This is a genomic window from Streptomonospora mangrovi (genome assembly GCF_027604915.1).
Taxonomy (GTDB): domain Bacteria; phylum Actinomycetota; class Actinomycetes; order Streptosporangiales; family Streptosporangiaceae; genus Streptomonospora; species Streptomonospora mangrovi.
Genome location: NZ_JAJAQC010000017.1, coordinates 106599 through 130995 on the forward strand (window position 1 = coordinate 106599; position 24397 = coordinate 130995).

General features: G+C 75.4%; 23 protein-coding genes and 1 pseudogene. 7 read left to right on the forward strand and 17 right to left on the reverse strand.

What is annotated here, in order from left to right; all coding sequences use genetic code 11:
* The first annotated feature begins 532 nt into the window (after positions 1-532).
* Entirely contained in the window at positions 533-1378 is an 846-nt protein-coding gene (locus tag LG943_RS12285; protein ID WP_270072384.1) for a hypothetical protein, read from the forward strand.
* Here LG943_RS12285 and LG943_RS12290 read toward each other — a convergent pair.
* The gene (locus LG943_RS12290; RefSeq protein WP_270072385.1) at positions 1303-2052 is read right to left on the reverse strand and encodes a TetR/AcrR family transcriptional regulator; all 750 of its coding nucleotides are present in this window, start codon (positions 2050-2052) and stop codon (positions 1303-1305) included. The genes LG943_RS12285 and LG943_RS12290 overlap by 76 nt on opposite strands.
* A gap of 222 nt (positions 2053-2274) precedes the next feature.
* Here LG943_RS12290 and LG943_RS12295 point away from each other — a divergent pair, with 222 nt between their 5' ends.
* Positions 2275-3429, forward strand: coding sequence for an acyl-CoA dehydrogenase family protein (locus LG943_RS12295; protein ID WP_270072386.1), 1155 nt, complete (start codon positions 2275-2277; stop codon positions 3427-3429).
* 52 nt (positions 3430-3481) lie between these two features.
* On the opposite strand, the gene LG943_RS12300 is transcribed toward LG943_RS12295, so the two are convergent.
* On the reverse strand, positions 3482-3913 hold the full coding sequence (locus LG943_RS12300) for a TIGR03668 family PPOX class F420-dependent oxidoreductase (RefSeq protein ID WP_270072387.1): 432 nt from the start codon (positions 3911-3913) through the stop codon (positions 3482-3484).
* A 102-nt stretch (positions 3914-4015) separates the two neighbouring features.
* Positions 4016-4921: an EamA family transporter gene (locus LG943_RS12305; protein WP_270072388.1), complete on the reverse strand. Its 906-nt coding sequence runs from the start codon at positions 4919-4921 to the stop codon at positions 4016-4018.
* 75 nt (positions 4922-4996) lie between these two features.
* On the opposite strand from LG943_RS12305, the gene LG943_RS12310 reads away from it, so the two are divergent.
* Positions 4997-5980 carry a LysR family transcriptional regulator gene (locus LG943_RS12310; protein WP_270072389.1) on the forward strand — a complete coding sequence of 328 codons (984 nt, stop codon included), beginning with the start codon at positions 4997-4999 and terminating at the stop codon, positions 5978-5980.
* A 71-nt stretch (positions 5981-6051) separates the two neighbouring features.
* On the opposite strand, the gene LG943_RS12315 is transcribed toward LG943_RS12310, so the two are convergent.
* The gene (locus tag LG943_RS12315; protein ID WP_270072390.1) at positions 6052-6357 is read right to left on the reverse strand and encodes a helix-turn-helix transcriptional regulator; all 306 of its coding nucleotides are present in this window, start codon (positions 6355-6357) and stop codon (positions 6052-6054) included.
* A gap of 66 nt (positions 6358-6423) precedes the next feature.
* Between LG943_RS12315 and map the strand changes: the two genes are divergently transcribed.
* Positions 6424-7206, forward strand: a complete 783-nt coding sequence (gene map / locus LG943_RS12320) for a type I methionyl aminopeptidase (protein WP_270072391.1) — start codon at positions 6424-6426, stop codon at positions 7204-7206.
* A 61-nt stretch (positions 7207-7267) separates the two neighbouring features.
* Here the strand turns inward: map and LG943_RS12325 are convergent, their stop codons facing one another.
* Complete coding sequence (locus tag LG943_RS12325; protein ID WP_270072392.1) at positions 7268-8989, reverse strand: serine/threonine-protein kinase; 1722 nt, start codon at positions 8987-8989, stop codon at positions 7268-7270.
* Positions 8990-9291: 302 nt separating this feature from the next.
* On the opposite strand from LG943_RS12325, the gene LG943_RS12330 reads away from it, so the two are divergent.
* Positions 9292-9615, forward strand: a complete 324-nt coding sequence (locus LG943_RS12330; RefSeq protein ID WP_456340058.1) for a TFIIB-type zinc ribbon-containing protein — start codon at positions 9292-9294, stop codon at positions 9613-9615.
* 69 nt (positions 9616-9684) lie between these two features.
* Positions 9685-10311, forward strand: a complete 627-nt coding sequence (locus LG943_RS12335; protein ID WP_270072394.1) for an AAA family ATPase — start codon at positions 9685-9687, stop codon at positions 10309-10311.
* Positions 10312-10349: 38 nt separating this feature from the next.
* Here the strand turns inward: LG943_RS12335 and LG943_RS12340 are convergent, their stop codons facing one another.
* From LG943_RS12340 to LG943_RS12350, 3 genes are all read right to left on the reverse strand, one after another.
* On the reverse strand, positions 10350-11387 hold the full coding sequence (locus LG943_RS12340; RefSeq protein WP_270072395.1) for a glycerophosphodiester phosphodiesterase family protein: 1038 nt from the start codon (positions 11385-11387) through the stop codon (positions 10350-10352).
* Between the two features lie 81 nt (positions 11388-11468).
* The gene (locus LG943_RS12345; RefSeq protein WP_270072396.1) at positions 11469-11999 is read right to left on the reverse strand and encodes a hypothetical protein; all 531 of its coding nucleotides are present in this window, start codon (positions 11997-11999) and stop codon (positions 11469-11471) included.
* A gap of 2 nt (positions 12000-12001) precedes the next feature.
* The gene (locus LG943_RS12350) at positions 12002-12952 is read right to left on the reverse strand and encodes a ferritin family protein (RefSeq protein ID WP_270072397.1); all 951 of its coding nucleotides are present in this window, start codon (positions 12950-12952) and stop codon (positions 12002-12004) included.
* A gap of 147 nt (positions 12953-13099) precedes the next feature.
* Between LG943_RS12350 and LG943_RS12355 the strand changes: the two genes are divergently transcribed.
* Positions 13100-13582 carry a hypothetical protein gene (locus tag LG943_RS12355; protein WP_270072398.1) on the forward strand — a complete coding sequence of 161 codons (483 nt, stop codon included), beginning with the start codon at positions 13100-13102 and terminating at the stop codon, positions 13580-13582.
* A gap of 258 nt (positions 13583-13840) precedes the next feature.
* Here LG943_RS12355 and LG943_RS12360 read toward each other — a convergent pair.
* From LG943_RS12360 to LG943_RS12400, 9 genes and pseudogenes are all read right to left on the reverse strand, one after another.
* Positions 13841-16159: pseudogene (locus LG943_RS12360) on the reverse strand (heavy metal translocating P-type ATPase); the annotation flags it as partial.
* Positions 16160-16250: 91 nt separating this feature from the next.
* Complete coding sequence (locus LG943_RS12365) at positions 16251-17156, reverse strand: hypothetical protein (protein ID WP_270072400.1); 906 nt, start codon at positions 17154-17156, stop codon at positions 16251-16253.
* 1 nt (position 17157) lies between these two features.
* Positions 17158-17394, reverse strand: a complete 237-nt coding sequence (locus tag LG943_RS12370; RefSeq protein WP_270072401.1) for a heavy-metal-associated domain-containing protein — start codon at positions 17392-17394, stop codon at positions 17158-17160.
* A gap of 726 nt (positions 17395-18120) precedes the next feature.
* Positions 18121-18720: a GNAT family N-acetyltransferase gene (locus tag LG943_RS12375; protein ID WP_270072402.1), complete on the reverse strand. Its 600-nt coding sequence runs from the start codon at positions 18718-18720 to the stop codon at positions 18121-18123.
* 171 nt (positions 18721-18891) lie between these two features.
* Positions 18892-19716, reverse strand: a complete 825-nt coding sequence (locus tag LG943_RS12380) for an ion transporter (RefSeq protein ID WP_270072403.1) — start codon at positions 19714-19716, stop codon at positions 18892-18894.
* Between the two features lie 151 nt (positions 19717-19867).
* The gene (locus LG943_RS12385; protein WP_270072404.1) at positions 19868-20596 is read right to left on the reverse strand and encodes a hypothetical protein; all 729 of its coding nucleotides are present in this window, start codon (positions 20594-20596) and stop codon (positions 19868-19870) included.
* A 125-nt stretch (positions 20597-20721) separates the two neighbouring features.
* Entirely contained in the window at positions 20722-21360 is a 639-nt protein-coding gene (locus tag LG943_RS12390) for a hypothetical protein (RefSeq protein WP_270072405.1), read from the reverse strand.
* Positions 21361-21578: 218 nt separating this feature from the next.
* Entirely contained in the window at positions 21579-22982 is a 1404-nt protein-coding gene (locus LG943_RS12395) for an alanine/glycine:cation symporter family protein (protein WP_270072409.1), read from the reverse strand.
* Between the two features lie 267 nt (positions 22983-23249).
* Complete coding sequence (locus LG943_RS12400; RefSeq protein ID WP_270072406.1) at positions 23250-24221, reverse strand: DUF5996 family protein; 972 nt, start codon at positions 24219-24221, stop codon at positions 23250-23252.
* Positions 24222-24397 lie beyond the last annotated feature (176 nt).

The window sequence follows — 24397 nt, forward strand, 5'->3', positions numbered from 1 at the left end:
GCGCGGACGCGACCGGTCCCCTGGCCCGCGCGGGCTCAGGGCGACGACCCGGCGCGGCCGATCCCGGCCGGTCCCCGGCCCGCGCGCGGGCTCAGGTCGGCGCCGCGAACGGGCACGGCCGGGCCCCGTCCGGGGGCGGGCTCGGACCGGCGGTCCGCACTGTCCCGGCCAGGCGCGGCCCGGGCACGGGCGGCGGCCGACGGTTTTCCGAAAGGGCAACCGGTCCCGGCCGGTTCCCCGGCCCGCGCGCGGGCTCAGGGCGGCGAACCGAACGCGGCACGGCCCGACCCGGCCGGTACCGGCCGGGCGCGGGCTGTCGGCGGTGGCCGGGGGCCGCTACCCTGCTGGTCTCGCCCGCAGTGCCGCGGGCGTGCCGGTGCCGCGCCGTCCTCGGGCGGGTGGGTGCCGGACCGCCGACCGAAGGGACGCCGGAATGGCGCGCGACCTGCCCCGAGAGGCTGTCTGTACCGGCTGCGACGGCCACCGGACCGTACCCGGAGCCCCGGACGGGAGCCCGGGCGCCGGGGTCGAGGTGCCCTGCCCGCACTGCGGCGGCACCGGCCGCCTGCCCTGGCGGCCGCGCGAGGACGCGCCCCTGCCCGACGACCTCGCCGAGGCGGCGGGCGCCGGCCCGGACGCCGTCCTGGGGCCGCCGGCGGGCCGGCGGCTGCCGCTCGGCCCCAAGGCGGCGCCGGAGGGGGTCGCCAAGCACATCGGCGCCGCCGCGCGGGCGCGGCGGGCCGCCGGCGACCGGGACCGCGAGGAGGTCGGCGCCGACTCCGGTGCGGCGGCGGCGAGTGGCACGGCGGCCGGCATCGCGGCGGCCCTCCCCGGCTCGACTCTTCCCGGCACGCCCCTGCCCGGCACCGCCCTTCCCGGCACGACCGGCAGCGGGAGCGGGCGGTCCGGCGCGGGCGCCGGCACGGGCGCGCCGGCCCGCCGCCGACGGCGCGGCACCGGCAGCCCCGCCGGCGGCGCCCCCCACACCGGTGACGACGCCGCGTCCGACGAGGACTCCCTCCCCTCCCCGGCCGACACCCGGGCCGCCGCCCACCGGCGGGCCGCCGCGGACGACGACCCCTTCGCCGACGCGCGCGGGCGTGTCCCCCGGCGCCCGCGCCGCCTCGGCGGCGCCGCCCCGACCGCCACGCCGTTCCAGCACGGCCTCCTGCACGCCGTGCTCGGCGAGTGCGCGCTTGACGCGCGCGGCGTGCACGGGCCGCGCTCCCCGCTGCACCTGGGCGGGGCCGGGCAGGCCCCCGTGCCCGCCCGGCCGCGCACCGAGGCCGGCGCCCGCGCGCGTCAGGCCGGGTCGTCGGGCTCCAACGCCGCACGCACCCGGCTCAACACGTCCGCCCCCGGCGTACGGGCCGGGTAGACCGCCACCAGCACCGCCTGCGGCTCGGCCGCCGGGCGCGCGCGGGCGTCGTCGGGCGCCCGCAGCAGGTCGCCCAGGGACCCGGTGACGAAGTCCATGGCCTCGTCGAAGCGGTGCCAGGGCACGGGATCCGCCGGCGAGCGCAGCCACGACCGCAGCACGTGATTGTGCGCGGCGATGACGGAGGCGGCCAGCGCCTCGGCGGCCAGCGCGCGCGGCCCGGTGCCCGCGCCGCCGCCCAGGTAGCGGCTGAACGCCCGCTGGTAGCGGGCGGTCATGGCGATCTCGCGGTCGCGCAGGCGCGGCACGGCCCGCACCAGCCGGAACCGGGGCACGGTGATGGCGGGGTCGGCCGCGTAGCGCTGGAACACCATGCGCGCGGCGGTCCGCACGGTGGCCACCGGGTCGTCGCCGGGCGCGGCCGCCAGGTAGCGCTCGACGGTCGCGAAGAGGTCGTCCAGTTCGGCGAAGAGGATGTCCTCCTTGGACCCGAAGTGGCGGAAGAGGCTGCGCCGGCTGGTGCCGGCGGCGGCCGCGATGTCGTCCATGGTGGTGGACTCATAGCCCGCCTCGGTGAACAGGCGCAGGGCGGCGGCCACCACCGCGCCGCGGTCGGGCGCGGCGCCCCGGCCGGTGCCGCCGGCCTCGCCGCCGCCCGTGGTCGGCTGCCCCATGCCTCTCCCCCTCCTCCTGCGGTCGCGGCCCGCCCGCGTCGCCCGTATCCCACCCGCGTCGATGGCCGGTCCGCGCCGGTGTATCCGAACTCCGAGTATCGGCGACCGTTCCCCTTGCCGCCGACACCCCGTAGGCTGACACTAGATGCCAGGATGCGACACTCGGTGCCAGCGGCGCGCCGGGTGGCCGCCGCCGTCAGCGAGGAAGGGAGCGGTCCGGCCATGAGCGACTTCGACCTGTTCACCACCACCGAGGAGCACGAGGAGCTGCGCGCTGCGGTGCGCGCGGTCGCCGAGGACAAGATCGCGCCGCACGCGGCCGAGGTGGACGAGCGCGCGGAGTTCCCGCAGGCCGCCTACGACGCGCTGCGCGCCACCGACTTCCACGCCCCCCACATCGGCGAGGAGTACGAGGGGGTGGGCGCCGACGCGCTGGCCACCTGCATCGTCATCGAGGAGGTCGCGCGGGCGTGCGCGTCCTCCTCGCTCATCCCGGCCGTGAACAAGCTCGGCACGATGCCGCTCGTCCTGGGGGCGTCGGAGGAGGTCAAGCGGCGCTACCTGCCGCCGGTGGCGCGCGGCGAGGCGATGTTCTCCTACGGCCTGTCCGAGCGCGAGGCCGGCTCCGACACCGCGAGCATGCGCACCCGGGCGGTGGCCGACGGCGACGACTGGGTGATCAGCGGCCAGAAGTCCTGGATCACCAACGCCGGGGTGAGCCAGTACTACACGGTGATGGCGGTGACCGACCCCGACGGCCCGCGCGGGCGCAACGTCAGCGCGTTCGTGCTGCACGCCGACGACCCCGGGTTCACCCTGGGCGAGCCCGAGCGCAAGCTCGGCATCAAGGGCTCCCCCACCCGCGAGCTGTTCTTCGACAACGTCCGCGTCCCCGGCGACCGGCTGGTCGGCCAGGTGGGCGAGGGCCTCAAGATCGCGCTGCGCACCCTGGACCACACCCGGGTGACCATCGGCGCCCAGGCGGTGGGTATCGCCCAGGGCGCGCTGGACCACGCGGTGGCCTACGTCAAGGAGCGCAAGCAGTTCGGCAAGGCGATCGCCGAGTTCCAGGGCGTGCAGTTCATGCTCGCCGACATGGCGATGAAGCTGGAGACCGCCCGCCAGATGGTCTACGCCGCCGCCGCCAAGTCCGAGCGCGGCGACTCCGACCTGGCGTTCTTCGGCGCGGCCGCCAAGTGCTACGCCTCCGACGCCGCCATGGAGATCACCACCGACGCGGTGCAGCTCCTCGGCGGCGCGGGCTATGTGAAGGACTTCCCGCTGGAGCGCATGATGCGCGACGCCAAGATCACCCAGATCTACGAGGGCACCAACCAGATCCAGCGCCTGGTGATGGCCCGCCAGTTGCTGAAGTAGCCGGCGGCGGGCCGGGGAGTGCGGAGCGGCCAGGGCGGGGCGCGCGGCGCGCTCAGCGCGCCGACCAGCCCGTCCAGCGGTCCACCGACACCAGGACCGCCGGGCCCGCCGGCGGGGTGGTCCGGTAGGGGGCGTAGCGCTCGCGCAGGCGGGCGACCGCCTCGGCGTGCTCGGGGCCTGCGGCGGTGATCCGCGCGGCGCCCTCGGCCCGGACCCACCACAGGCGGTCCCAGTCCTCGGTGTAGTGGTCGGCGAGCAGGCACACGCGCGGGTTGGCGGCGATGTCGGCCAGGCGGCGCAGGGCCGTGGTGCGCTTGGGCTTGTGGTCGACGGCGGTGGCCAGGGTGTCGCCGCCGTCGGGCGCCCGCCACAGGGCGAACACCACCGGCGCCAGGTGGGGGCGGCCGTCGGCGTCGGCGGTGGCCAGGCGCGCCACCCGGGCGCGGGCGAACGCGGCGCGGCACCGCTGTGCACTCCAGCGCATGGGGCCGACTCTGCCACGGCGCCGGACGCCCTGTCGCGGCGCCGGGCCGGGTCGGACGCGACGCCGGAGGCGGGCGTGCCCGCCTCCGACGCGCCCCCGCCCCTACTCCGGCGGACCGGCGCCGCGGTCCCGGCGGGTGCGCCGGGTCGCCACGGCTCCTATGGCCGCCGCCGTCACGCAGGCCACCGCGCCCCACTGGGCAGATGCCAGCCGCTCGCCCAGTACGATCAGCGCCGCCACCGCGCCCACCGCCGGCTCCAGGCTCTGCAACACGCCGACCACGCGCGGCGGCAGCCGGCGCAGCGCGGCGAGGTCCAGCGAGTAGGGCACCACCGCCGACAGCACCGCGATCCCCGCCCCGGCGGCCAGCAGCCGGGGGTCCAGCAGCGCCGTGCCCTCCTGGACCGCCCCGATGGGCAGCGTGATGAGCGCCGCCACGGCCACCGCCCAGGCCAGTGGCGCGCCGTCGGCGGCCGCCGCCCCGGCCCGGCGGCTGAGCAGGATGTAGGCGGCCATCGACGCCCCCGACCCCGCCGCGTACGCCAGCCCGACCAGGTCCGCCCCGCCGGATCCGGTGCCGGTGTCTGCGGCGAACAGCAGGATCCCCGCGCCGGCCAGTCCGCCCCACGCCAGGTCCACCGCCCGCCGGGAGCCGGCCAGCGCCACCGCCACCGGCCCCAGGAACTGCACGGTCACCGCCATGCCCATCGGCAGGTGCGCCATGGCGGGGTAGATGAGGTTCATCCCGGCGATGGCGGCGCCGTAGGCGCAGACCAGCAGCAGGGTGCGGGCGTCGCGCGGCGGGCGCGGGCGCCACAGCGGCAGCAGCACCAGCGCGGCGATCCCCAGCCGCAGCGCCACGACCCCCGCCGGCCCGGTCCAGGCGAACAGGTCGCGTCCCAGCGCCTGCCCGACCTGCACGCTGACCACGCTGCCCAGCACCAGGGCGGGCGCGGGCACGGCGCGGCGGGCCGGGCCGCGGCGGGATGTGTCCGGGGATGTCCGCATGGTCCCGAGTCTGGGCGCGGCCGACCGTGCAGGTCCATCTCGCATATGTGCACAGCGTCGTGTAGTCCTGACTACATGATCGACGTGCGGCGCCTCCAGATCCTGCGGCTGGTCCACCAGAAGGGCACGGTCACCGCCGCCGCGCGCGCCGCGCACCTCACCCCCTCGGCGGTCTCCCAGCAGATCCGGCTGCTGGCCCGCGAGGTGGGGGTGGACCTGCTGGAGCGCCGGGGCCGCCGGGTGCGCCTGACCGACGCCGCGCACACGCTGCTGGCCCACGCCGACGTGCTGTACGCCCAGTGGGAGCGGGCGCGGGCCGACCTCGACGCGCACGCCCGGGGCGCGGCCGGGACCGTGCGGATGTGCGGGTTCGCCACGGCGCTGGCGTCGGTGGTGGTGCCGGCGGTGCTGCGGCTGGCCGAGGCGCGTCCGGGGGTGGCGGCGCGCATGCGCGAGGCCGAGACCGGGGAGTGCTTCGACCTGCTGCTGGCCGGCGAGGCCGACATCGCCGTGGTGGCGCCCACCGCGGAGAGCCCGCCGGTGGACGACCCCCGGTTCGAGCAGTTCCCGCTGCTGGAGGACCCCCAGGACCTGCTGGTGGCGGCCGGGCACCGGCTGGCCGGCCGGGACAGCGTGGCCCTGGCCGAGGCCGCCGCCGAGCCGTGGATCGCCGCGCCCGAGAGCCTGGACTGGCACCGGATGATCGTGGCGGCGTGCGCGGCGGCCGGGTTCGCGCCGCGCGTGGCCCACGAGGCAAGGGAGTGGAACGCGATCTGCGCGCTGGTGGCCGGCGGGTTCGGGGTGTGCCTGCTGCCCCGGCTGGCGCCGCTGCCGGCCCACCACGGGCTGGTGCGGGTGCCGCTGCGCGGCGACCCGGCGCCGACACGGCGGATCCTGGCGTGCGTGCGGCGCGGCGGCGCGCGGGCGGCGGCCACCGCGCACGGCCTGGCGGCGCTGCGCGAGGTGGCCCGGGGGCTGCCGCCGCCGCTGGTGCCGCCCTGCCGCGACCCCGGCCACGACGCCCGCACCGACCTGCCGCCGCACCGCCACCGCCGCTAGGTGTGGCCGGGGCCGCGCCGGGGCGGAGCGGTGGCACCGTGGGGCCGTGGCGCCTTGGGGTGGCCGGGGTCTTAGGAGGCCAGCCGCGCGCGGGCGGCGCGGTCGGGGCCGGCGGGGTCGGCCGCCCGGCCGTCGGGCCGGCTGACCTCGGCCCAGACGGCGTCGAGGGACAGGCCGAGGACGTCGGCGATCGCCGCGATGGTCGGGAAGGCGGGGGTGGCCACCCGGCCGGACTCGATCTTGCGCAGGGTCTCGGGCGAGACGCCGGCGGCGAGGGCGGTGTCGAGCATCGAGCGCTCCCCCCGCGCCCGACGGAGGAGGGCGCCGAGGCGCTGTCCGCGCTCGACCTCTGCGGGTGTGAGCGGCAACCTGACCATGGCTCGGATTGTAGTACCGGGATAGTATGGCCGGGATAGTTATTGGAAACCTGAGGAAGGCGCCGCATGATCGAGATCCTGAGTCCCGCCGAGGTGGCCCGCGCCCGGGACACCGGCGCCCTGGTCGCCGACATCCTGCACACGCTCAAGGACCGCGCCGCCGTGGGCGTCAACCTGCTGGAGATCGACGCCTGGACCCGCGAGATGATCACCGAGGCGGGCGCGCAGTCCTGCTACGTCGACTACGCGCCGTCCTTCGGCCGGGGCCCGTTCGGCCACTACATCTGCACGGGCGTCAACGACGCCGTCCTGCACGGGCGGCCCCACGACTACGCGCTGGCCGAAGGCGACCTGCTGTCGCTCGACCTCGCCGTGGTGCTGGGCGGGGTCGCCGCCGACGCCGCCATCAGCTTCGTCGTGGGCGACACCGCGCCGCCCGAGAGCGTCGCGCTGATCGAGGCGACCGAGCGCGCGCTGGCCGCCGGGATCGCCGCCGCAGGGCCGAACGCCCGCATCGGCGACATCTCCCACGCCATCGGCACGGTCCTCTCGGCGGCGGGGTACAAGATCAACACCGAGTTCGGCGGGCACGGCATCGGCTCGACCATGCACCAGGACCCGCACGTGGCCAACACCGGGCGGCCCGGCCGGGGGCACCGGCTGCGCCCGGGGCTGATGCTGGCGCTGGAGCCCTGGGTGATGGCCGACACCGCCGACCTCGTCACCGACACCGACGGGTGGACCCTGCGCAGCGCGACCGGCTGCCGCACCGCGCACAGCGAGCACACGATCGCCATCACCCCCGACGGCGCCGAAGTCCTCACCCTGCCCACGGGGGCGCGGCGCTGAGGCCGCCGCCCGCCACCCGCGCCGGGCGCGGGCGGCGGCGGGCGCCCCGGGGGCCGGGCGGCTACGCCTCGGCGGGCTCGAAGGACTCCGTCATCTCGTCCAGGATCGCCTGGTTGAGGGCGAAGTCCTCCTCGGTCGAGACGAGGAAGAGGGCGTAGCCCTTCTCCTCGGTGTGGAAGGCGCGGTTGACGGCGTGCATGCGGCCGTCGCCGCCGTCGAAGGTGAACTCCCAGTCGGCGGCGCTGACGTACTCCTCGACCGCCTCGCCCTCGACCGGCTCGATGCCCACCAGTTCGTAGCCGGAGAAGTTCTGCGACAGCGAGGGCTCCTGGTTCCGCCAGTCGTCCAGGGCGTCGCTCCTGGGGTCGTCGGTCTGGTCGATCTGGAGGTAGCCGCCGCCGGGGATGTCGAAGTACACGCTGGTGCCCTCGCGGCGGTCCAGCGGCCAGTCCTCGGGGACGTCGACGGTGAACCCGGTCTGGTCCTCGTGCTCCTCCATGTCGGGCAGTTCGGGGTCGTCCTCGCCGCCGCCGTCGCCCTGCCCGCCCTCGGGGGAGGAGGCGGGCGGTTCGCTCGCCGCGGCGCCGCCCCCGCCGGCCTCGTCGCCGCCGGTGGCCTCCGGCGTGGCCTCGGGCGAGGGGCTCTGCTCGGAACCGGTCAGCTCGCCGGATCCGCCGCTGCGCAGCCCCAGCCACGCCGCCAGGGCCACGACGGCGACCAGCACCAGGGCGCCGGCGGCGAGCGCCAGCGGGCCGCGCCGGGACCCGCCGGAGCGCGCGGGGCCGCCCGGCCCGGGTCCGGGCGGGATCGAGGCGTCGTGGTGGTCGGCGCCGCCGGGCGGCGGCAGCGGCGCGGCGGGCATGGCGGTGGTGCGCTCGGCCGGCTCGGGCGGGGGCGCGGGCCGCTCGGCGCGGGTGGTGGCGTGGTCGTCGGCGGCCGGGGCGGCGCCGCCGGCGGGCTGGGCGACCTCCTGGAGCATGCGGGCGGTCTCGTGCACGGAGGGCCGCTGGTCGGGCTCCTTGCTCAGCAGGTGCTCGATGACCGGGGTGAGCGGTCCGGCGGCCTGGGGCGAGGGCACCTCGGCGGTGACGATCGCGGTGAGGGTGGCCATGGGCGTGGGGCGCTGGAAGGGGGTGCGGCCCTCGGTGGCCTGGAAGAGGGTGACGCCCAGGGACCACATGTCGGTGGCGGGGGTGGCGCGGTTGCCGTGGGCCTGCTCGGGCGCCAGGTAGCTGGGCGAGCCCACCAGCAGGCCGGTGCTGGTGAGGTTGGTGGTGCCCTCCAGGCGGGCGATGCCGAAGTCGGTGAGGACCGCGCGGTCGCCGCGCGCGATGAGCACGTTGGCGGGCTTGATGTCGCGGTGCACGATGCCGCGCTCGTGGGCCACGGCGAGCGCGGCGGCGACCTGGAGGCCGATCCGGGCCACGCGCCCGGGCGGCAGCGGCCCCTCGCTCTTGATGACGTCGGACAGCGAGGTCCCGCGCACCAGCTCCATGACGATCCAGGGGCGGTCGTCGATCTCGACCACGTCGAAGACGGTGATGATGTTGGGGTGGCTGAGCTGGGCCGCGCTGCGCGCCTCCCGCAGCATGCGGGTGCGCAGCACCTCGACCTCGTCGCGGGGGAGCTGGGGCGGGATGATCAGCTCCTTGATGGCGACCGGGCGGTCCAGCAGCTCGTCGACCCCCTCCCAGACGCGACCCATCCCGCCTTCGCCGATCAGCTCCGACAGCCGGTAGCGGCCGGAGAGCAGCCGCCCCGGCCCACTGTGCTCGTTGGTCATGGATGAGGGTTCCTTCGCAGGGAGATGGCGACGTCCGTAGGGGCCGGATCGTCATCAAGGCGAGTGTAGAAGCTGCGGTCGGGCCGGCACCGCCGCGGCGGCGGGGGCCGGCGGGCGGCGCGCGGCGGGTCCGGGGCGGCCCGCCGCGCCGCGCCGGGGCTCCTGGCCTGGGCGCGAGCGGCGCGCCCGCCGCCCGTCGGTGCCGTGGATTGGCCTTTCATGAGGGGGTTTTCATCTTTATGCCGCTCCGAGGTGCGGGCCGCTATGGTGGGCGTGTGATATGCCCTAAGTGCCAAGGCCGTATGCAGACATTCGACCGTATGGGGATCCACCTGGAGCAGTGCGATAGCTGCCGGGGGATCTTCCTCGACCGCGGCGAGCTGGAGCAGATCGTCGCCGCCGAGCAGCGCCACTACGGCGGTGCCGTCGGCCACGCGCCGGCGCGCCCCTACCGCGACTCCCCGCGCGGCTACGGGCGGCCCGACTCCCCCGCGCCGTTCCACGGTGGCCACGGCGGCTACTCGGACTCCCCCCGTCCCTACGGCCACGGCGGCTACTCCGACTCCCCCCGTCCCTACGGCCACCAGCGGCGCCGCAAGAGCTTCCTTGAAGACCTCTTCGACTGACCGGCGCGGCCCCGCCGGAACCCTTCGGGGCGGTGCCGCCGGCGCCGCCCCGGTCCGGGCCGGGGCGGCGTGAACCCGCTCATCTGCGCCCGCTGCGGTGAGCACACCGACCACCCGCGGGTGGAGCCGGGGCCGGTGCTGCGGTGCGCCCGGTGCGGCCACCGCGAACCCTTCGCCCGGCTGCCGCTGTACTGCGTCACCGGACCCAGCGGCACCGGCAAGTCCACCGTGGCGCGGCTGCTGCTGCCCCTGCTCGCCGACCGGTTCGTGGTGCTGGAGCAGGACCTGCTGTGGACGGCCGGGCTGCGCGACTCCGGCACCGAGCACCCGCTGTTCCGGTCCACGTGGCTGCGCACGGCGGCGATGGTCCATCAGAACGGCCGCCCGGTGGTGCTGTGCGGCACGGTGGTGCCGCCGGAGCTGGAGCCGCTGCCCGAACGGGTCCTGTTCTCCGAGATCCGCTACCTGTCGCTGATGGCCGAACCCGAGGTGCTGGCCGAGCGGCTGCGGGCGCGGCCGAAGTGGCGGGAGTGGGACGAGCCGCGCATCGCCGAGATGCTGGAGTACGCCGCGTGGGTGCGCGACACCGCCCACGAGATGCACCCGCCGGTGGACCTGCTGGACACCACCACCGCCGCGGTCGAGGACACCGCCGCGGCGGTCGCGGCCTGGGTCCTGGACCACGCCGGCCGGTAGCGCCGCGCCGGCGGCGCCGCAGGGCGGCGGCCGCCGGACTAGCCGCCGTGCCCGGGGCCGCCGGCGGCGCCGGGGCCGGCGCCCTCGGCCACCAGCGGGGCGATCCGGTCCACCCGGTTGGTCCACACCAGCCCGGCGTAGTCGTCGGGCACGCGCTCCAGCGCGGCGGGGGTGTCGAAGCCCTCGGAGAACCCGCCGGAGCCCGCCACCAGGACCACCCGGGTGTCCACCGAGGCCATGCGCTCGGTGAAGCGCGCCGGCCAGCCCCACAGCCACGGCGCGTAGCCCTCGGGGATGTGCAGTTGGGTGTGGGCGCAGGAGTCGGGGACGTGGCCGGTCCAGCCCAGCGCCTCATAGGCGATCAGGCAGTCGGTGAGGGTCTGGCGCGACATCGACCGCACCCGGGGCAGCTCCTCGCGCAGGGCGGCGACGGGGCGGTCGCCGCCGTAGACGGTGATGCGCGCGAGCCGCTCGCGGGGCAGCCGGGCCAGCCGCTCGGCGAGCAGCACGCCCTCCTCGGGGTCCTCGCTCTTGACGTGGATCAGCAGCTCCCGGTCGGGGAACTCGGCGAGGACCTCGTCGAGGGAGGGCATGAGGCCCCGGCCCTCGCCGCGGAAGGGGTGGGTGCGGCCGCCGTCGGCGGTGTAGCCGTGGCCGATGTCCAGGCGCCGCAACTCCTCCAGGGTGAAGTCGCGGGTGGTGCCGCTGGCCTCGGTGCGGCAGTCGACCTCCCAGTCGTGGAACACCGCGAACCGGTCGTCGGCGGTGCGGTGGACGTCGAACTCGACCTGGTCGGCGCCCGCGTCGAACGCGGCGCGCATGCCGGCGACCGTGTTCTCCAGGTAGCCGTGCTCGGGCGGGTCCATGCGCTCGGCCGTGCAGGTGTCGGCCGCCACGCCCCGGGGGTCGAAGGTCTGGCCCAGGCCGCGGTGGGCGAGCACGCCCGGCCCGGTGCCGGGCTCGGGGGCCAGCAGCGCGGTGTTGTTGAGCCAGGTGCCGACAACGAGCAGCACCAGGGCGGAGAGGACGAGGCGGCGGACGCGGCGCGGGCGCCGAGTGGAGGGGGTTTCCGGCATGACGGGATTGTGCCAGCACGGCGGAGGCGCACGGACCGCGCGCGGCCGGGCCGGGGGTGGGGTGGGGGTGGGGCAGCGGGGTCAGGGCACGGCGGCGGGCACCCTGGCCAGGGCCGCCAGCGACTCCACGAAGAAGTACACGCCGCGGAAGAACAGCAGGACGTCGCCGTGCTCCAGGCGCATCTGCCGGTACATCAGCACCCGGCCGGGGTCCTCGCCGGAGAGCAGGCGCCGCCAGACGGCGTACTCGGCGCTGAGGACGTAGGTGCCGGGCGGGGTGGACGCGTCCGGCGCGGTGACGGCGACGCGGGCGCACCGGCCGCCGGACCACTCCAGGGTGATGTCGCGGCGGGTGGAGCCGAGGGCGGCGGGGGCGCCGCGCACGCCCAGCACCCAGGTGGCGGTGTAGTCGGCGCGGCGGCGCTCGATCCAGGTCCAGTACTTGTCGAGCTTGGCGGCGCGGACCTCGGGCGGGGGGCCGGAGTCGACGGCGGCGCGCACGGCCTCGGCCCAGGCGGGGCCGAGGAACGGCGGCGGCGCGGCCGGGTCCGCCGCGCGGTGCGCGGGGGCGGCGGAGGGCGGGGAGGGCGGTGCGGTGCGGTCGAGCGCCACGGTCATCCTCCGGCGAGGTCGGGTTCGATGCGCTGGATGCTGTCGCGGATGTCGGAGGGGAGGTCGATGCCGACGTCGTTGACCTTCATCCACAACTGGCGGATCATCAGCCGCCGGACCTCCTCGCCCGACCAGCCCAGGGCGCCCAGTTCCACGGGGCGGCTGGTGGCGCGGTTCATGGCGAGCAGGGTGCGCAGCGTCTCGTGGACCTCCAGCAGCAGGCGGGGGTCGGCGCGCACGGAGTCGCGCAGGAAGCGCATGCCGAACTGGACGTGGCGGGCCTCGTCGCGGCAGGTGGCGGTGAACCCGGCGGAGTAGCCGGGCAGGACGCCGCGCGAGCGGCAGTAGCCCAGGGTGATCTTCATGACCGACAGGGCCAGCACGCCCTCGATCCACAGGAAGTAGGCGGTGCCGAACCGCACTCGGGCGACGGGGTCGTCGGGGTCGCGGCGCAGGGTGTCGCCGAGGTGGGCGAGCAGCCCGAAGGGGCCGATGAAGGTCTCGGAGACGTAGTTGTAGGAGGCGTCCAGGAGGTCCTGCACGGAGTCGCCGGGCAGGCCGACGACCTCGCGGTAGAAGCGGTCGAAGAAGACCGTGTGCCGGGCCTCGTCCTCGATCTGGCTGGAGAGGTAGATCTTGGCCTCGTCGTCGCCGCCGAGCATGAACAGCGGGAGTTCGACCTCGACCTGCCGCTCACCGTGGTGGAAGCCGGAGGAGATCGCCACGAACGCGTCGCGCTCGTCGGCGGTCATGCGCTCGGCCCAGTCGCGGCTGTCGGGGGTGAAGTCGAGCGCGAAGACGTCCCAGCGCTGACGCAGGTAGCGCCGGTAGAGGTCGAGGTACCCGGGCAGCCGCTTGAGGTCGCGGTGGAGGTAGTCGAGCACGTCGTCGACGTCCACCGTGCCGAGCACGTCCAACCCGGACTCCGCGACAGCAGCGGGGGTCGTGGTCACAACGCACCTCCCATCCACGGGCCACCGTACCCCGCCCGCCGCCACCCGAGCAGGGATACGCACAGACCTGTGGACGACGGTTCCTCCACCGCGGGCCGGCGGTGGGCATACCCTGCTGCCTGAGAACTCGACCTCCGAGGAGTCGGCATGACGCGGATCGGGATCACCGGTCACTCCAATCTGACGAGCGGCAGCGTCCCGCTGGTGCGTGCGGCCCTGGCCGAGGTTCTCGCGCCCTACAGCGACGGCGGCTTGGTCGGCCTGTCCTGCCTCGCCCGGGGGGCCGACCAGATCTTCGCCGAGGTCGTCCTGGAGGTCGGCGGGAAGCTCGAAGTCGTGCTCCCCTCGGTGGACTACCGCGAGGCGAAGGTCAAGCCGGACAACCTGGAGCAGTTCGACAGCCTTCTGATGCGCTCGACTCTGGTCCGCTACATGCCGCACCGGACCGCCGGGCGGGAAGCCTACGAGGCCGCGAACGAAGCGATCCTGGGCGGGATCGACCGGCTTGTCGCGGTGTGGGACGGGCAGCCGTCCGGCGGCAGGGGCGGCACCGGCGACGCGGTCGAGGCCGCGCGCGGCCGGGGCGTTCCGGTGGACGTGGTGTGGCCCGAAGGCGCCCGCCGGGAATAGCGCGAGGGGACGAGCACAAAGCCCCCTTCGGGAACGAGACCGAAGGGGGCGCCCGCCGCAGGCGGGACTACAGGTCGGCGGTCTTGACCGCCATGAGGAAGGCCGCCCACTCGGCGGCACCGGCTAGGCGCCCGTGGACCGGTCGGTGCCGGGGTCGCCCCATGTGGCGTGGGCGATGTCGGCGCTTCCGGCGGCTCCGGCTTCGGTCCTCTCGGCGTGCGCCTCGGGGGCGGCCATGGCCTGGGGGCCGCCTTCTGTGTCGGCGGCCAGGGGGCGGAAGCCGCGCAGGCGCAGGCTGTTGCTGACCACGAAGACGCTGGACAGGGCCATCGCCGCGCCCGCGAACATCGGGTTGAGGAGGCCGGCCGCCGCCAGGGGCAGGGCCATCACGTTGTAGGCGAAGGCCCAGAACAGGTTGCCCCGGATGGTGGCCAGGGTGCGGCGGGACAGCCGGATGGCGTCGGCGACCAGTCGCAGGTCGCCGCGCACGAGGGTGAGGTCGCCCGCCTCGATGGCGACGTCGGTGCCGGTGCCCATGGCCAGGCCGAGGTCGGCCTGGGCGAGCGCGGCGGCGTCGTTGACGCCGTCGCCGACCATGGCCACCACCTTGCCCTCGCCCTGGAGGCGGCGCACCACCGCCGCCTTCTCCTCGGGCAGCACCTCGGCGACCACCTGGTCGATCCCGACCTCGGCGGCGACGGCCTCGGCCACGCCCCGGGTGTCGCCGGTGAGCAGCACCGGGGTCAGGCCCATCTCGCGCAGTCGCCGCACGGCCTCGGCGCTGGTGGGCTTGACGACGTCGGAGACCACCAGCACGCCGCGCACGGCGCCGTCCCAGCCGACCGCGACGGCGGTGCGCCCGGCGGCGTGCGCCCGCTCGACGGCCTGGATCAGATTCGCGGGTCCGGCCGGACCGGACGAACCGCCCGATCCGGACGGTCCGGGCGACCCGGCGGGCATCGCCAGGCCGCGCTCCTCCAGCAGCGAGGGCCGCCCCACGACGACCCGGCGCCCGGCCACCGTGCCCTCCACGCCCCGGCCCTGCACGGCGGCGAAGTCGGCGGCCTCGGGGAGGTCGCCCACGCGCTGCACGGCGCCCTTGGCCACGGCCTGCCCGATGGGGTGCTCGGAGGCGTCCTCCACGGCCCCGGCCAGCCGCAGCACCTCGTCGGGGTCCTCGCCGTCGGCGGCGGCCGCGTCGACCAGGGTCATGCGGCCGGTGGTGACGGTGCCGGTCTTGTCCAGCACGACGGTGTCGACCCGGCGGGTGTTCTCCAGAACCTCCGGCCCCTTGATCAGGATGCCGAGCTGGGCGCCGCGCCCGGTGCCCACGAGCAGCGCCGTGGGGGTGGCCAGGCCGAGCGCGCAGGGGCAGGCGATGATCAGCACCGCGACGGCGGCGGTGAACGCCTGCTCGGTGGCGCCGCCGCCGAGCCAGAAGCCGAGGGTGGCCACGGCCAGGGCGATGACGACGGGCACGAACACCCCGGAGACCCGGTCGGCCAGGCGCTGGACCTCGGCCTTGCCGCTCTGCGCCTCCTCGACCAGCCGCGCCATCTGCGCGAGCTGGGTGTCGGCGCCCACGCGGGTGGCGCGCACCAGCAGCCGCCCCCCGGCGTTGACGGTGGCGCCGACGACCTCGGAGCCGGGCCCGACCTCCTCGGGGACGGACTCACCGGTGAGCATTCCGCGGTCGACGGCGGAGGTGCCCTCGACCACGTGGCCGTCGGTGGCGATCTTCTCGCCGGGGCGCACGACGAACAGGTCGCCCACGGCGAGCCGGTCGACGGGGACGCGCTCCTCGCGCCCGCCGCGCACCACCGCGACCTCCTTGGCGCCGAGCTCGAGCAGCGCGCGCAGCGCCTCGCCCGCGCGGCGCTTGGCGCGGGCCTCGAAGTAGCGGCCGAGCAGGATGAAGGAGGTGACCCCGGCGGCGACCTCCAGGTAGATGTTGGCGGAGCCGTCGCCCCCGCCGACGGTGAACTCGAAGGGGTGCACCATGCCGGGTTCGCCGGCCTCGCCGAGGAACAGGGCGTAGAGCGACCAGCCGAACGCGGCGAGGGTGCCCAGCGAGACCAGGGTGTCCATGGTGGCCTGGCCCAGCAGAAGGTTCTTGGCGGCGGCGCGGTGGAAGGGCCAGGCTCCCCAGACGAGCACGGGCGCGGCCAGAGTGAGGGAGGCCCACTGCCAGTACTCGAACTGGAGGTCGGAGAACATGGCCATGGCGATGACCGGCACCGACAGCGCGACGCTGACCGCAGTGCGCACGCGCAGGCCGCGCAGCGGGTCGGTGTCGGCGGGGGTGTCGCCGTCGGCGCCGCGTTCGGCGGCCGGGGGCTCGGGCAGGGCCGCGGTGTAGCCCGCCTTCTCGACGGTGGCGATGAGGTCGTCGGTGGAGACGCCCTCGCCGTAGGTGACGCTCGCCTTCTCGGTGGCGTAGTTGACGGTGGCGCTGACCCCGTCGAGCCGGTTCAGCCGCTTCTCGATGCGGTTGGCGCACGAGGCGCAGGTCATGCCGCCGATGGCGAGTTCGATCCTGCCGGTCGCCTGGGTGAGTCCGTTGGCGTCGCCGTTCATGGGTCTGCGGGTTCCCTTCGGGCCGTTGGCGGGCCCCTGGCTGCGTGGTGGCGGGTGCGGCGGGCGGTGGAGGCGCCGGAGCCGGGCGGGGTCAGTGCCCGTGCTCGGCGCCCTCGCCGGGCGGGGCGACCTCCCACCGGCCGTCCGCGGTGACGGTGAACTCCGCGGTGCGCACCTGGCCGCCGTGCTTGAAGTCGAGGAAGAGCCGGTACTCCCCGGGTGAGGGGGTCTCGGCGCTGAAGGTGATGTCGGGGCCGGCCGGGCTGCCCCCGCCGGAGTCGAGCTTGGGGTGGACGTGCAGGAACGCGAGGTCGCCGGTGCGCAGCGCCACCAGGTGGCCGTAGGCGCCGAGGTAGGGCTGGAGGTCGGTGACGGGGCGGCCGTCCCTGCTGACCCTGAACACGAGGTCGCGGGGGCGACCGGGCTCGATCCGGCCGGAGAGTTCGACCTCGTAGCCGTCGACCTCGGCGGTGGCGGCGTGCTCGGGCAGCGGCCGGGGTTCGTACTCGCCGGGCACGCCGAGGTCGGCGCCCAGCACCAGGCCCTCGGGGTGGGCGGTGGGCACGAAGTCGGCGAACACGCGGTAGGGGCCGGCGTCGGCGAGTTCGAGGTCGGTGCGCCACACGCCGTCGTCGCCCATGGCCGGGTGGAGGTGCTGGTAGCCGGTCATGTCGCGGCCGACCACGATGAGGTGCATGCGGCGTTCGTGGGTGGTGGTGAAGTCGGTGACCGGCCGGGTGTCGGGGCCGACGATCCGGAAGGCGAGTTCGCCGTGGTCGTCGGCGGCCTCGGGGGCCGAGAGGACGTCGAGCCGGTAGCCGGCCTGGGCGATCCGCAGGCCGGCGGGCTCCATCTCGGGCGGGGCGGTGTTGTCGGGCCGGCCGGACTGGGCGCTGTCGGGCACCAGGGGGTCGGCGATCCGCCCGGCGCCCAGCGCACCGGCGAACGCCACCACCAGGGCCAGCCCATAGACGCCGAGCCTGCCGCGGGTGTCCATGTCAGCCCTCCACCGTGTAACCGGCCTCGGCCACGGCGGCGCGGACGGCGGCGGGGTCGGCCGGGCCGTCGCTGGTGACGGTGACGCGCCCGCTCTCGACGTCGACCTCGACGCCGGTGACGCCCGGCAGCGCGCCCACCTCGCGGCGGACGGAGGCGGCGCAGCCGCCGCAGTGCATGCCGGTGACCGTGTAGGCGGTGCTGACGGCGGTGCCGGGGGTGTTTCCGGTGTCGGTCATGGTGGTCTCCTCGTGCCGGGGAGGTGGCCGCTACGGCGCGGGCCGTTTCCCTGAAGTCTAGGAAATACTATACCCCCCTACCGTATATTCGCCCACTGTGTCCCATCTCACCGCACCACCCGGGACATGTGCTTTCCCGGCCGCCGCGCAGGGGCTGACGGGCTGCGCCCGAGTGCCCGCCGGCCCGCGCCCGTCCGCATGCGGACGGGCGGGCGGCACTCGGGCGAAACCCGAAGGGTGGTTAGCGGCGCACCGCAATCGGCGGCCGATACGCCCCAACCGCCCTGTTGCGCCCGCGTTGCCGCACTCGTCGACGGGCGCGCGCGGGAGGATTAGCGGCCTTTGACCGGTTTACGGCGGCGCGGCCTCCCGGCATGTCAAAAACCGCGATTGCCGGTGCCCTTGGCTGGAGAAAATTTTCATCGAGCAGGCACGCCGCCGGATCCGGTCCGGACCACGACCTCCCCCGCAGGCCAACCCCCCGAATGGGGCGCGATCACGGGTTCATCGCGCCCCCGCCCCCGCCGCCCCCAGCGGCGGCGGGGGCGCCCCCGTCCGGCGGGTGGTGTGAGCGGGCGGACACCGGCACACGCGTCAGGGGATGACGCGCGCGACGCGGCGGCAAGCGGCGCCCCGGGCAGGCGGTCGGCGGCTCGCGCGCGACGGGAGGCACCGCCTCGTCCGCCTACCGGACAGAGGCCGACGCCCGCGCGGGTGCACCCGCGCCTAGTCGTCCTTCAGGGTCAACCGGGCGATCGGGCGCTCGCTCACCGGGTGGGGCGCGCAGGTGAACCCGGCCTTCTGGAACATGCGCACCGTGCCGGTGTAGACCTCGGCGCTGGGCGCGCGCCCTCCGGCGGTGTCCACGGGGTAGGCCTCCAGCACCCGGCCGCCCTTGGCGCGGGCGTGCTCGATCGCGGCGTCCAGGAGTTGGGAGCCCAGGCCCTTGCGGCGGCGGCGCGGCGGCAGCCAGAAGCACACCAGCGACCACACGCCCGGCTCGTTGGGGTCGACGGGCCGCAGGGAGCGCGACCGCGACAGGCGGATGAAGTCCTCGCGGGGGGCGACCGAGACCCAGCCGCAGGGCTCGCCGCCGTCGTAGGCGATGAGGCCGGGCACCGCGCCGTCGAGGGTGATACGCCGCAGCGCCTCGCGGTTGGTGGCGCCGCGCTCGGGCGGGGCGCAGGAGATGCTGGCGGTGAAGTCCTTGGCGCGGCGGCGGAAGTAGACGCACCAGCAGTGGCCGTAGGCCCCGGTGGGGCCGAACAGCCGCTCCAGGTCCGGCCACCGGTCCGGGGTAGCGGGCTCGATCGCGACGATGGTCATTCCGGCCCCCTCGCACACGGGCTGCTGTGACCTAGAACACTAGCGACTCCTGACCGGATTCGGCACCCTCGGAGGGGTTGACTTGTGGTATCGCATGTGTGCCGGAACGCCTGCCCCGCCGGGCGTGCCGGGCTCGCCGACCCCCGGACCCTCCGGACCCGCCGCGACCGCTCAGGCGTCCTCGGCGGCGGGCGCGCGGGCGCCGCGCAGCTCCGCGAGTTCGGCGCGCAGCGCCCGCAGCTCCGCCATGATCGCCGCGTTGTCGGGGCCGTCGTCGCCCGCGGCGTCCGCGTCGTCTGAGGAGGACGGCTCGTCGTCCTGCTCGTGCTCCAGCGCCTCGACCGCGACGGCGATGAACAGATTGAGGGCGATGAACGTAGAGGCCAGGATGTAGAGCACGAAGAACACCGCCGCCGCGGGCTGCTCCTCCATCACGGTCCGGGCGATGGAGCCCCAACTGTCGCCGGTCATGATCTGGAACAGGGTGAACAGCGACGTCGCCAGGTCGCCGAAGTGCTGCGGGGCGGTGGCGCGGAACAGGGTGGTCGCCATGACGGCTGCGACGTAGAGCAGCAGGCCGACCAGTATCGAGATGGACGCCATGCCCGGCAGCGCCTTGAACAGGCCGCCGACCACGTGCCGCAGCGACGGCACCGCCGACAGCAGGCGCAGGACGCGCAGCACCCGCAGCACGCGCAGCACCGACAGCGGCCCCGAGGAGGGCAGCAGCGCGACCAGCACGATCAGCAGGTCGAACCAGCTCCAGGGGTCGCGGAAGAAGTCCCGCCGGTGGGCGTAGACCCGCAGCGAGATCTCCAGCACGAACACGCCCAGGATCGCCAGGTCCAGCGCGCGCATCAGCTCGCCGTGCGCGGCGACCAGGCGCGGTGACGTCTCGGCGCCCAGCAGCACGGCGTTGACCAGGATCAGGGCGATGACACCACGCTGGAACCATGGGGCCGACACGACACGCTGGACGCGTTCGCGCACACTCACGGGAAAGGGCTCCGTCCACGCTGCTACCGGGCGCGGCCGCGCGGGGACCGCTGAGGACCCCGGAAGCCTATCGACATGTTCGTCCCGTTTCGCCGCGTCAGCAGGGGCCTACGGCGGTGCCGCCGAAGGCGCCCGCGCCGGTGTCACCGCGTCACAGCCCGGCCTTACCGGTGGGCGGTTGCGCGGAGCCGCCGCGCCCCCGGGCCGGGGCGATGACGGCGGTCCGGGGCGCCCGGCCCTTGCGGGCGCCGCCGGGAACGACGGCCGGAGCGGCCGTGCCCCGCGCGTCGCCGAGCACGGCGGCGACGGCTCCGCGCTGCGTGTCCGCGTTCTCCGCCACCGTGCCGGTGTCGGGCCCGCCCGTGCGCTCCCCTCGGGCTTCGGCGGCCCGCTTCTCGGCCGCCGCCGCTTGGGCCTTGATGGTCTGGACGGCCTCCTCCATCCGCTTCGCCGATGCGTGCACCTGCTCGGTGGCGGTCCCGATCACCTCCAGGCGCCGTCCGGTGACGTACTCCCGCAGGCGCAGCGGTGAGCGGAGGTTGAGCATCCGCTGCGCCACCGGCCCCATGGACGGCGGGGGAACCGAGACCACGTCAGCGGGTCCTGTGTAGGTGCTTCCTCTCACCGTCGTACGGTGCAGTTCCTCGATGGTGGCGGCGGAGGCCGTTCCTTCGTTGCGGGCCGCTTTCGCGAGTTCGCGCGCCCGGGGCCGCAGCGACTCGAGTTCCTCCCGGGCCGCCATCCAGCGGGAGGCGGCTGCCCTCCACTTCCTGGCCTCGTGCCGGAACGCGTGCTGGTGCCAGGCGGGGGCGAGGTCGGCCTTGGCGAGGACGCCGGTGAGTTGGTCGCTGATGAAGGTGTCCGGTGAGTCCGGCTCCACGGCGGTCCCTCCGTAAAGGACGTCGAACGGCTGGGCCGGAGCGGGGGCGGGGCTCGCGGACGATCATTGTCGGGGCCGACGTGCCGCGGCGCAACCGGCCGCCGCCCGGCAACCGCCGCGCGCGGTCATCTGCCGAAGCGCCTGCGGTGCGCGCCCCCGGGCTCCCGGCGGCGCGCCGGGGCGATGGTGGCGGTGCGGGGGGTTGTCGTCGCGCGCTTCTCGGCGGGCGGGAACTTGAGGGCGCTCTTGATCGACACCGCCGCCTCGCCGACCGTGCCCACCTGCGGGAGGCCGGAGCGCAGGATCGACTCCAGCCCGGTCCGCCCGTTCTCGTAGCCGGCGATGTCGGACTCGGCGCCGCGGATCACCCGGATGTGCTTGTCCATGGCCTCGCGCGAGGCGTCCAGCCGGGCGACGGCCTGGCGCACCTGCTCGGTCCGCACCTTGGGCCGGCGGGTCTTCAGCGCCTCCTCCGGCGTCGCCGCCCACTCCAGCAGGGCGGGGCCGTCCTGTCCCAGGACGCGGGCGGGCATGTCGGACGTGGCGGTGTGGGCGGCGCCGTTGGCCCTGGAGAGGGCGACGCCCAGCCCGGGGGTGTTTCGGGTGTCGTTGAGCAGGTGGCTGAGCAGGCGGCCGGAGGTCACGTGCAGTTCGGCAAGGGTATCCCGGCTCGCCTCCCACGCCTTGACGGCCTTCTCCAGGTCGGCCAGCGCCGCGCTGAGGTCGCCGGCCTTGGTGGTCGGGTGTCCGTTCTCCTTGGCCACGGTCGTCCTCCGGGTGTGGGTGCCGGGCGGCGGGCTGCGGGCGTAGCGGGGCGGGAGCGGAACGGGGTCGGGGCTCGCGGACGATCATTGTCGGGGCCGGGCGCGACCCGGCGCAAGCCCGCCGCCCGGCACCGATCCACCACGCCCTCCGCCCCGGCCCCCACCCCGGCCGGGGCCGGGGAGCGCGCCCGCGCCCCGGCCCCGGTGGGCGGACCGGCTCAGGCTCCGGTCCGGGCGGGTTCCTCCCGCTGTCCCTCCCAGCACTGCACGCCGCGCAACTGCGGCAGCCGGTCGCGGGTGAACACCGGGTCCAGGCCCTGCCTGCGCTGTGCGTTGTAGTCCTTGACCAGGAGGAACACCGCTCCGCCCAAGGGCGCCAGAGCGACGAGGTTGACCAGGGCCATGAAGCCCATCGTGGTGTCGGCCAGGCTCCACACGATCTGCACCGAGCCGATGGAGCCGAGGAACGTCGCCAGCAGGAAGACCAGCTTGAACCCGAGCATGACCGAGCGGTTGCCGGTCATGAAGGCGACGTTGGCCTCGCCGTAGTAGTAGTTGCCCAGGATGGAGCTGTAGGTCAGCAGGAGCAGCACCAGGGTGAGCGCGTGCAGCGACCACGTGCCCAGGCTGCTCTCCAGCGCCTCCTGGGTGAGGGCGGGGCCGCGCTCGGCGCCGTAGGCGGGGTCCGACACCAGGATGAGGAACGCGGTCATGGAGCAGACGACGAGCGTGTCGAAGTAGACGCCGAGGGTCTGCACCAGCCCCTGCTTGACCGGGTGGGTGACGGCGGCGGTGGCCCCGGCGTTGGGGGCCGAGCCAAGGCCGGCCTCGTTGGAGAACATGCCGCGCCGCACGCCCTCGACGATCACCGTGCCCAGGGCGGCGCCGGCGAACTCCCGCAGGCCCAGGCCGCCGGTGAAGATCTGCGCGAACACGTCGGGCACCCGGTCGAGGTTGACCGCGACCACGGCCAGGCCCATCAGGATGTAGGCCAGGGCCATGAACGGCACCAGCAACTGGGTGACGTGGGCGATGCGCCGCACGCCGCCGAAGACGACCAGCGCGGTGACGGCGACGACGATGGCGCCGATCACCGGGAAGAGCCACCCGGGGGTGCCCCCGCCCAGGGCGTCCACCGAGGTGCCCACGGCGTTGGTGAGGGTGTTGGCCTGCACCGCGTTGAACACGAACCCGAAGGTGAAGGTGATGACGATCGCGAAGATGACGCCGAGCCAGCGGGCGTTGAGCCCGTGCTGCATGTAGTAGGCGGGGCCGCCGCGGTAGCCGCTGCGGTCGCGGACCTTGTAGAGCTGGCCCAGCGTGGACTCCACGAAGCTCGCCGCGCCCACGAGCACGGCCATGATCCACATCCACAGCACCGCGCCGGGGCCGCCGACCGCGATCGCGCCGGCCACGCCGACGACGTTGCCGGTGCCGATGCGGGCCGCCGCGGAGATCGAGAACGCCTGGAACGACGAGATGGCCTTGCCGCCGTCGGGCGCGGTCTCGGGGGCGCTGCGCAGGGTCCGGAACATTTCCGGCAGCATCCGCACCTGCACGCCGGTCATCCGCACCGTGAAGTACAGGCTGAGGACGACCAGCAGGGGGATGAGCAGCCACATCCAGAAGGCGTCGGTGAACGCGACGACCGCGTCGTTCACCGTTGTGTTGAGTTCTTCCACGGCCGGCGGGGCTCCTTTGTTCGGGGGAGGGCACCTGTTGGTTCGTGAGTCGGCGCTCCGCCCCCCGTACCCCCTTGCGGTGATTTGGCACGGTTAGGTCTGATTTGTTGTTCGATGACAACCGTTCCGTAACCGGTCCCCGCCGACCCGTGGCGGCGCGGGTGCCGCGCCCGGCCCCCGCCTGCCGCCGGCCCCGCCCGCCCCGCCTCAGTGCCTGAAGTAGGGGTCGGTGCCCCCGCCCGGGCAGGCGGTCTCGGCCGTGTCCCAGCCCAGGCCGCGCGCGCCCGCCTGGTAGGCGGCCTCGTAGAAGTCCAGCACCGCCCCGCGCGGGTCGGGCGCCAGGCGGGCGCGGTCGTAGCGCAGCAGCGCCAGGTGCCGGCCGGGCGCCGTGGCCAGCCACTCCGCGCCCGGGGGCAGCGGCTCCTCGGCCAGCCCGGGCGGCTCGGGGGCGGTGTAGGAGTAGAACGCGGGCTCGCGCACCGGGCCGGCGGCGTCCCCGGTGCCCTCGGCGCCCTCGGCCTCGTCGCCGAACCAGAACCCGAAGCTGACCGCCTCCCGGGAGTACGCCTCCCGGATCAGCGGCCCGGCCTCCTCGGGATGTCGCACCGGCGTGCCCGAGAACCGGGTGGTGGCGATGTCGAGGGTGTGCCAGAAGTGGTGCACCGGGCTGGTCTTGCCGGAGTAGCGGCCCGCGAACTCCTCCAGGAGCAGGCCGACCTGGCTGAGCACCCGCCAGTAGCGGGTCACCGCCGCCGGGTCGTAGTCGTCGTGCTCGGTGTCGTCGGCGAACGGGCGGTCGGCGTCGGGCAGGTCGTAGGGGTAGGGGTGCGGGATTCGGGCGTGCACCCCCAGCCCCTGGAGGGTCGTCAGCACCTCCTGGTGGAAGGTGGCGACGCTGTGGCCGGGCAGCGAGAACGACGCCTCCCGGCCGTCGATGACGCGCGCGAACAGCCGGTGGCCCACCAGGTCGAGGTCGACGGTGAACACCGGGTTGCCGTCGACCTGGCCCATGGGGCGGGTGGTCAGCCCGTTGCCGGTGAGGTGGAAGGGCACGTGCCACCAGTGGTTGCGGCGCGGGCTGGACTCCAGGCGGATCTTGCCCACGACCTGGAGGAAGCGGTGCAGGGTGCGCTTGGTCGGCGCCCAGTCGGCCAGCGGCATCGGCGGGAACAGCTCCATGCGGTCGGGTCCTTTCGGCGGGTGCGGTGCTGTGCGGTGCTGTCCGGTGCGGTGCTGCCCGGTGCGCGGCGCCCGGCGCGGTCGGCGGCCCGCCGCGCGCCGGGCGCTCAGCCGCGCCGGTGCGCGGGGCGGGGATCGGCCGCGCGCGGCGGCGGTACGCGGGGCGCCGCGCCGGG

Coding starts and splice junctions, on each gene's coding strand:
- LG943_RS12290 (WP_270072385.1), bottom strand. CDS start 2,052: ATGGGGCAGCCGACCACGGGCGGCGGCGAGGCCGGCGGCACCGGCCGG.
- LG943_RS12295 (WP_270072386.1), top strand. CDS start 2,275: ATGAGCGACTTCGACCTGTTCACCACCACCGAGGAGCACGAGGAGCTG.
- LG943_RS12300 (WP_270072387.1), bottom strand. CDS start 3,913: ATGCGCTGGAGTGCACAGCGGTGCCGCGCCGCGTTCGCCCGCGCCCGG.
- LG943_RS12305 (WP_270072388.1), bottom strand. CDS start 4,921: ATGCGGACATCCCCGGACACATCCCGCCGCGGCCCGGCCCGCCGCGCC.
- LG943_RS12310 (WP_270072389.1), top strand. CDS start 4,997: ATGATCGACGTGCGGCGCCTCCAGATCCTGCGGCTGGTCCACCAGAAG.
- LG943_RS12315 (WP_270072390.1), bottom strand. CDS start 6,357: ATGGTCAGGTTGCCGCTCACACCCGCAGAGGTCGAGCGCGGACAGCGC.
- map (WP_270072391.1), top strand. CDS start 6,424: ATGATCGAGATCCTGAGTCCCGCCGAGGTGGCCCGCGCCCGGGACACC.
- LG943_RS12325 (WP_270072392.1), bottom strand. CDS start 8,989: ATGACCAACGAGCACAGTGGGCCGGGGCGGCTGCTCTCCGGCCGCTAC.
- LG943_RS12330 (WP_456340058.1), top strand. CDS start 9,292: ATGCAGACATTCGACCGTATGGGGATCCACCTGGAGCAGTGCGATAGC.
- LG943_RS12340 (WP_270072395.1), bottom strand. CDS start 11,387: ATGCCGGAAACCCCCTCCACTCGGCGCCCGCGCCGCGTCCGCCGCCTC.
- LG943_RS12355 (WP_270072398.1), top strand. CDS start 13,100: ATGACGCGGATCGGGATCACCGGTCACTCCAATCTGACGAGCGGCAGC.
- LG943_RS12365 (WP_270072400.1), bottom strand. CDS start 17,156: ATGGACACCCGCGGCAGGCTCGGCGTCTATGGGCTGGCCCTGGTGGTG.
- LG943_RS12370 (WP_270072401.1), bottom strand. CDS start 17,394: ATGACCGACACCGGAAACACCCCCGGCACCGCCGTCAGCACCGCCTAC.
- LG943_RS12375 (WP_270072402.1), bottom strand. CDS start 18,720: ATGACCATCGTCGCGATCGAGCCCGCTACCCCGGACCGGTGGCCGGAC.
- LG943_RS12395 (WP_270072409.1), bottom strand. CDS start 22,982: ATGTGGCTGCTCATCCCCCTGCTGGTCGTCCTCAGCCTGTACTTCACG.
- LG943_RS12400 (WP_270072406.1), bottom strand. CDS start 24,221: ATGGAGCTGTTCCCGCCGATGCCGCTGGCCGACTGGGCGCCGACCAAG.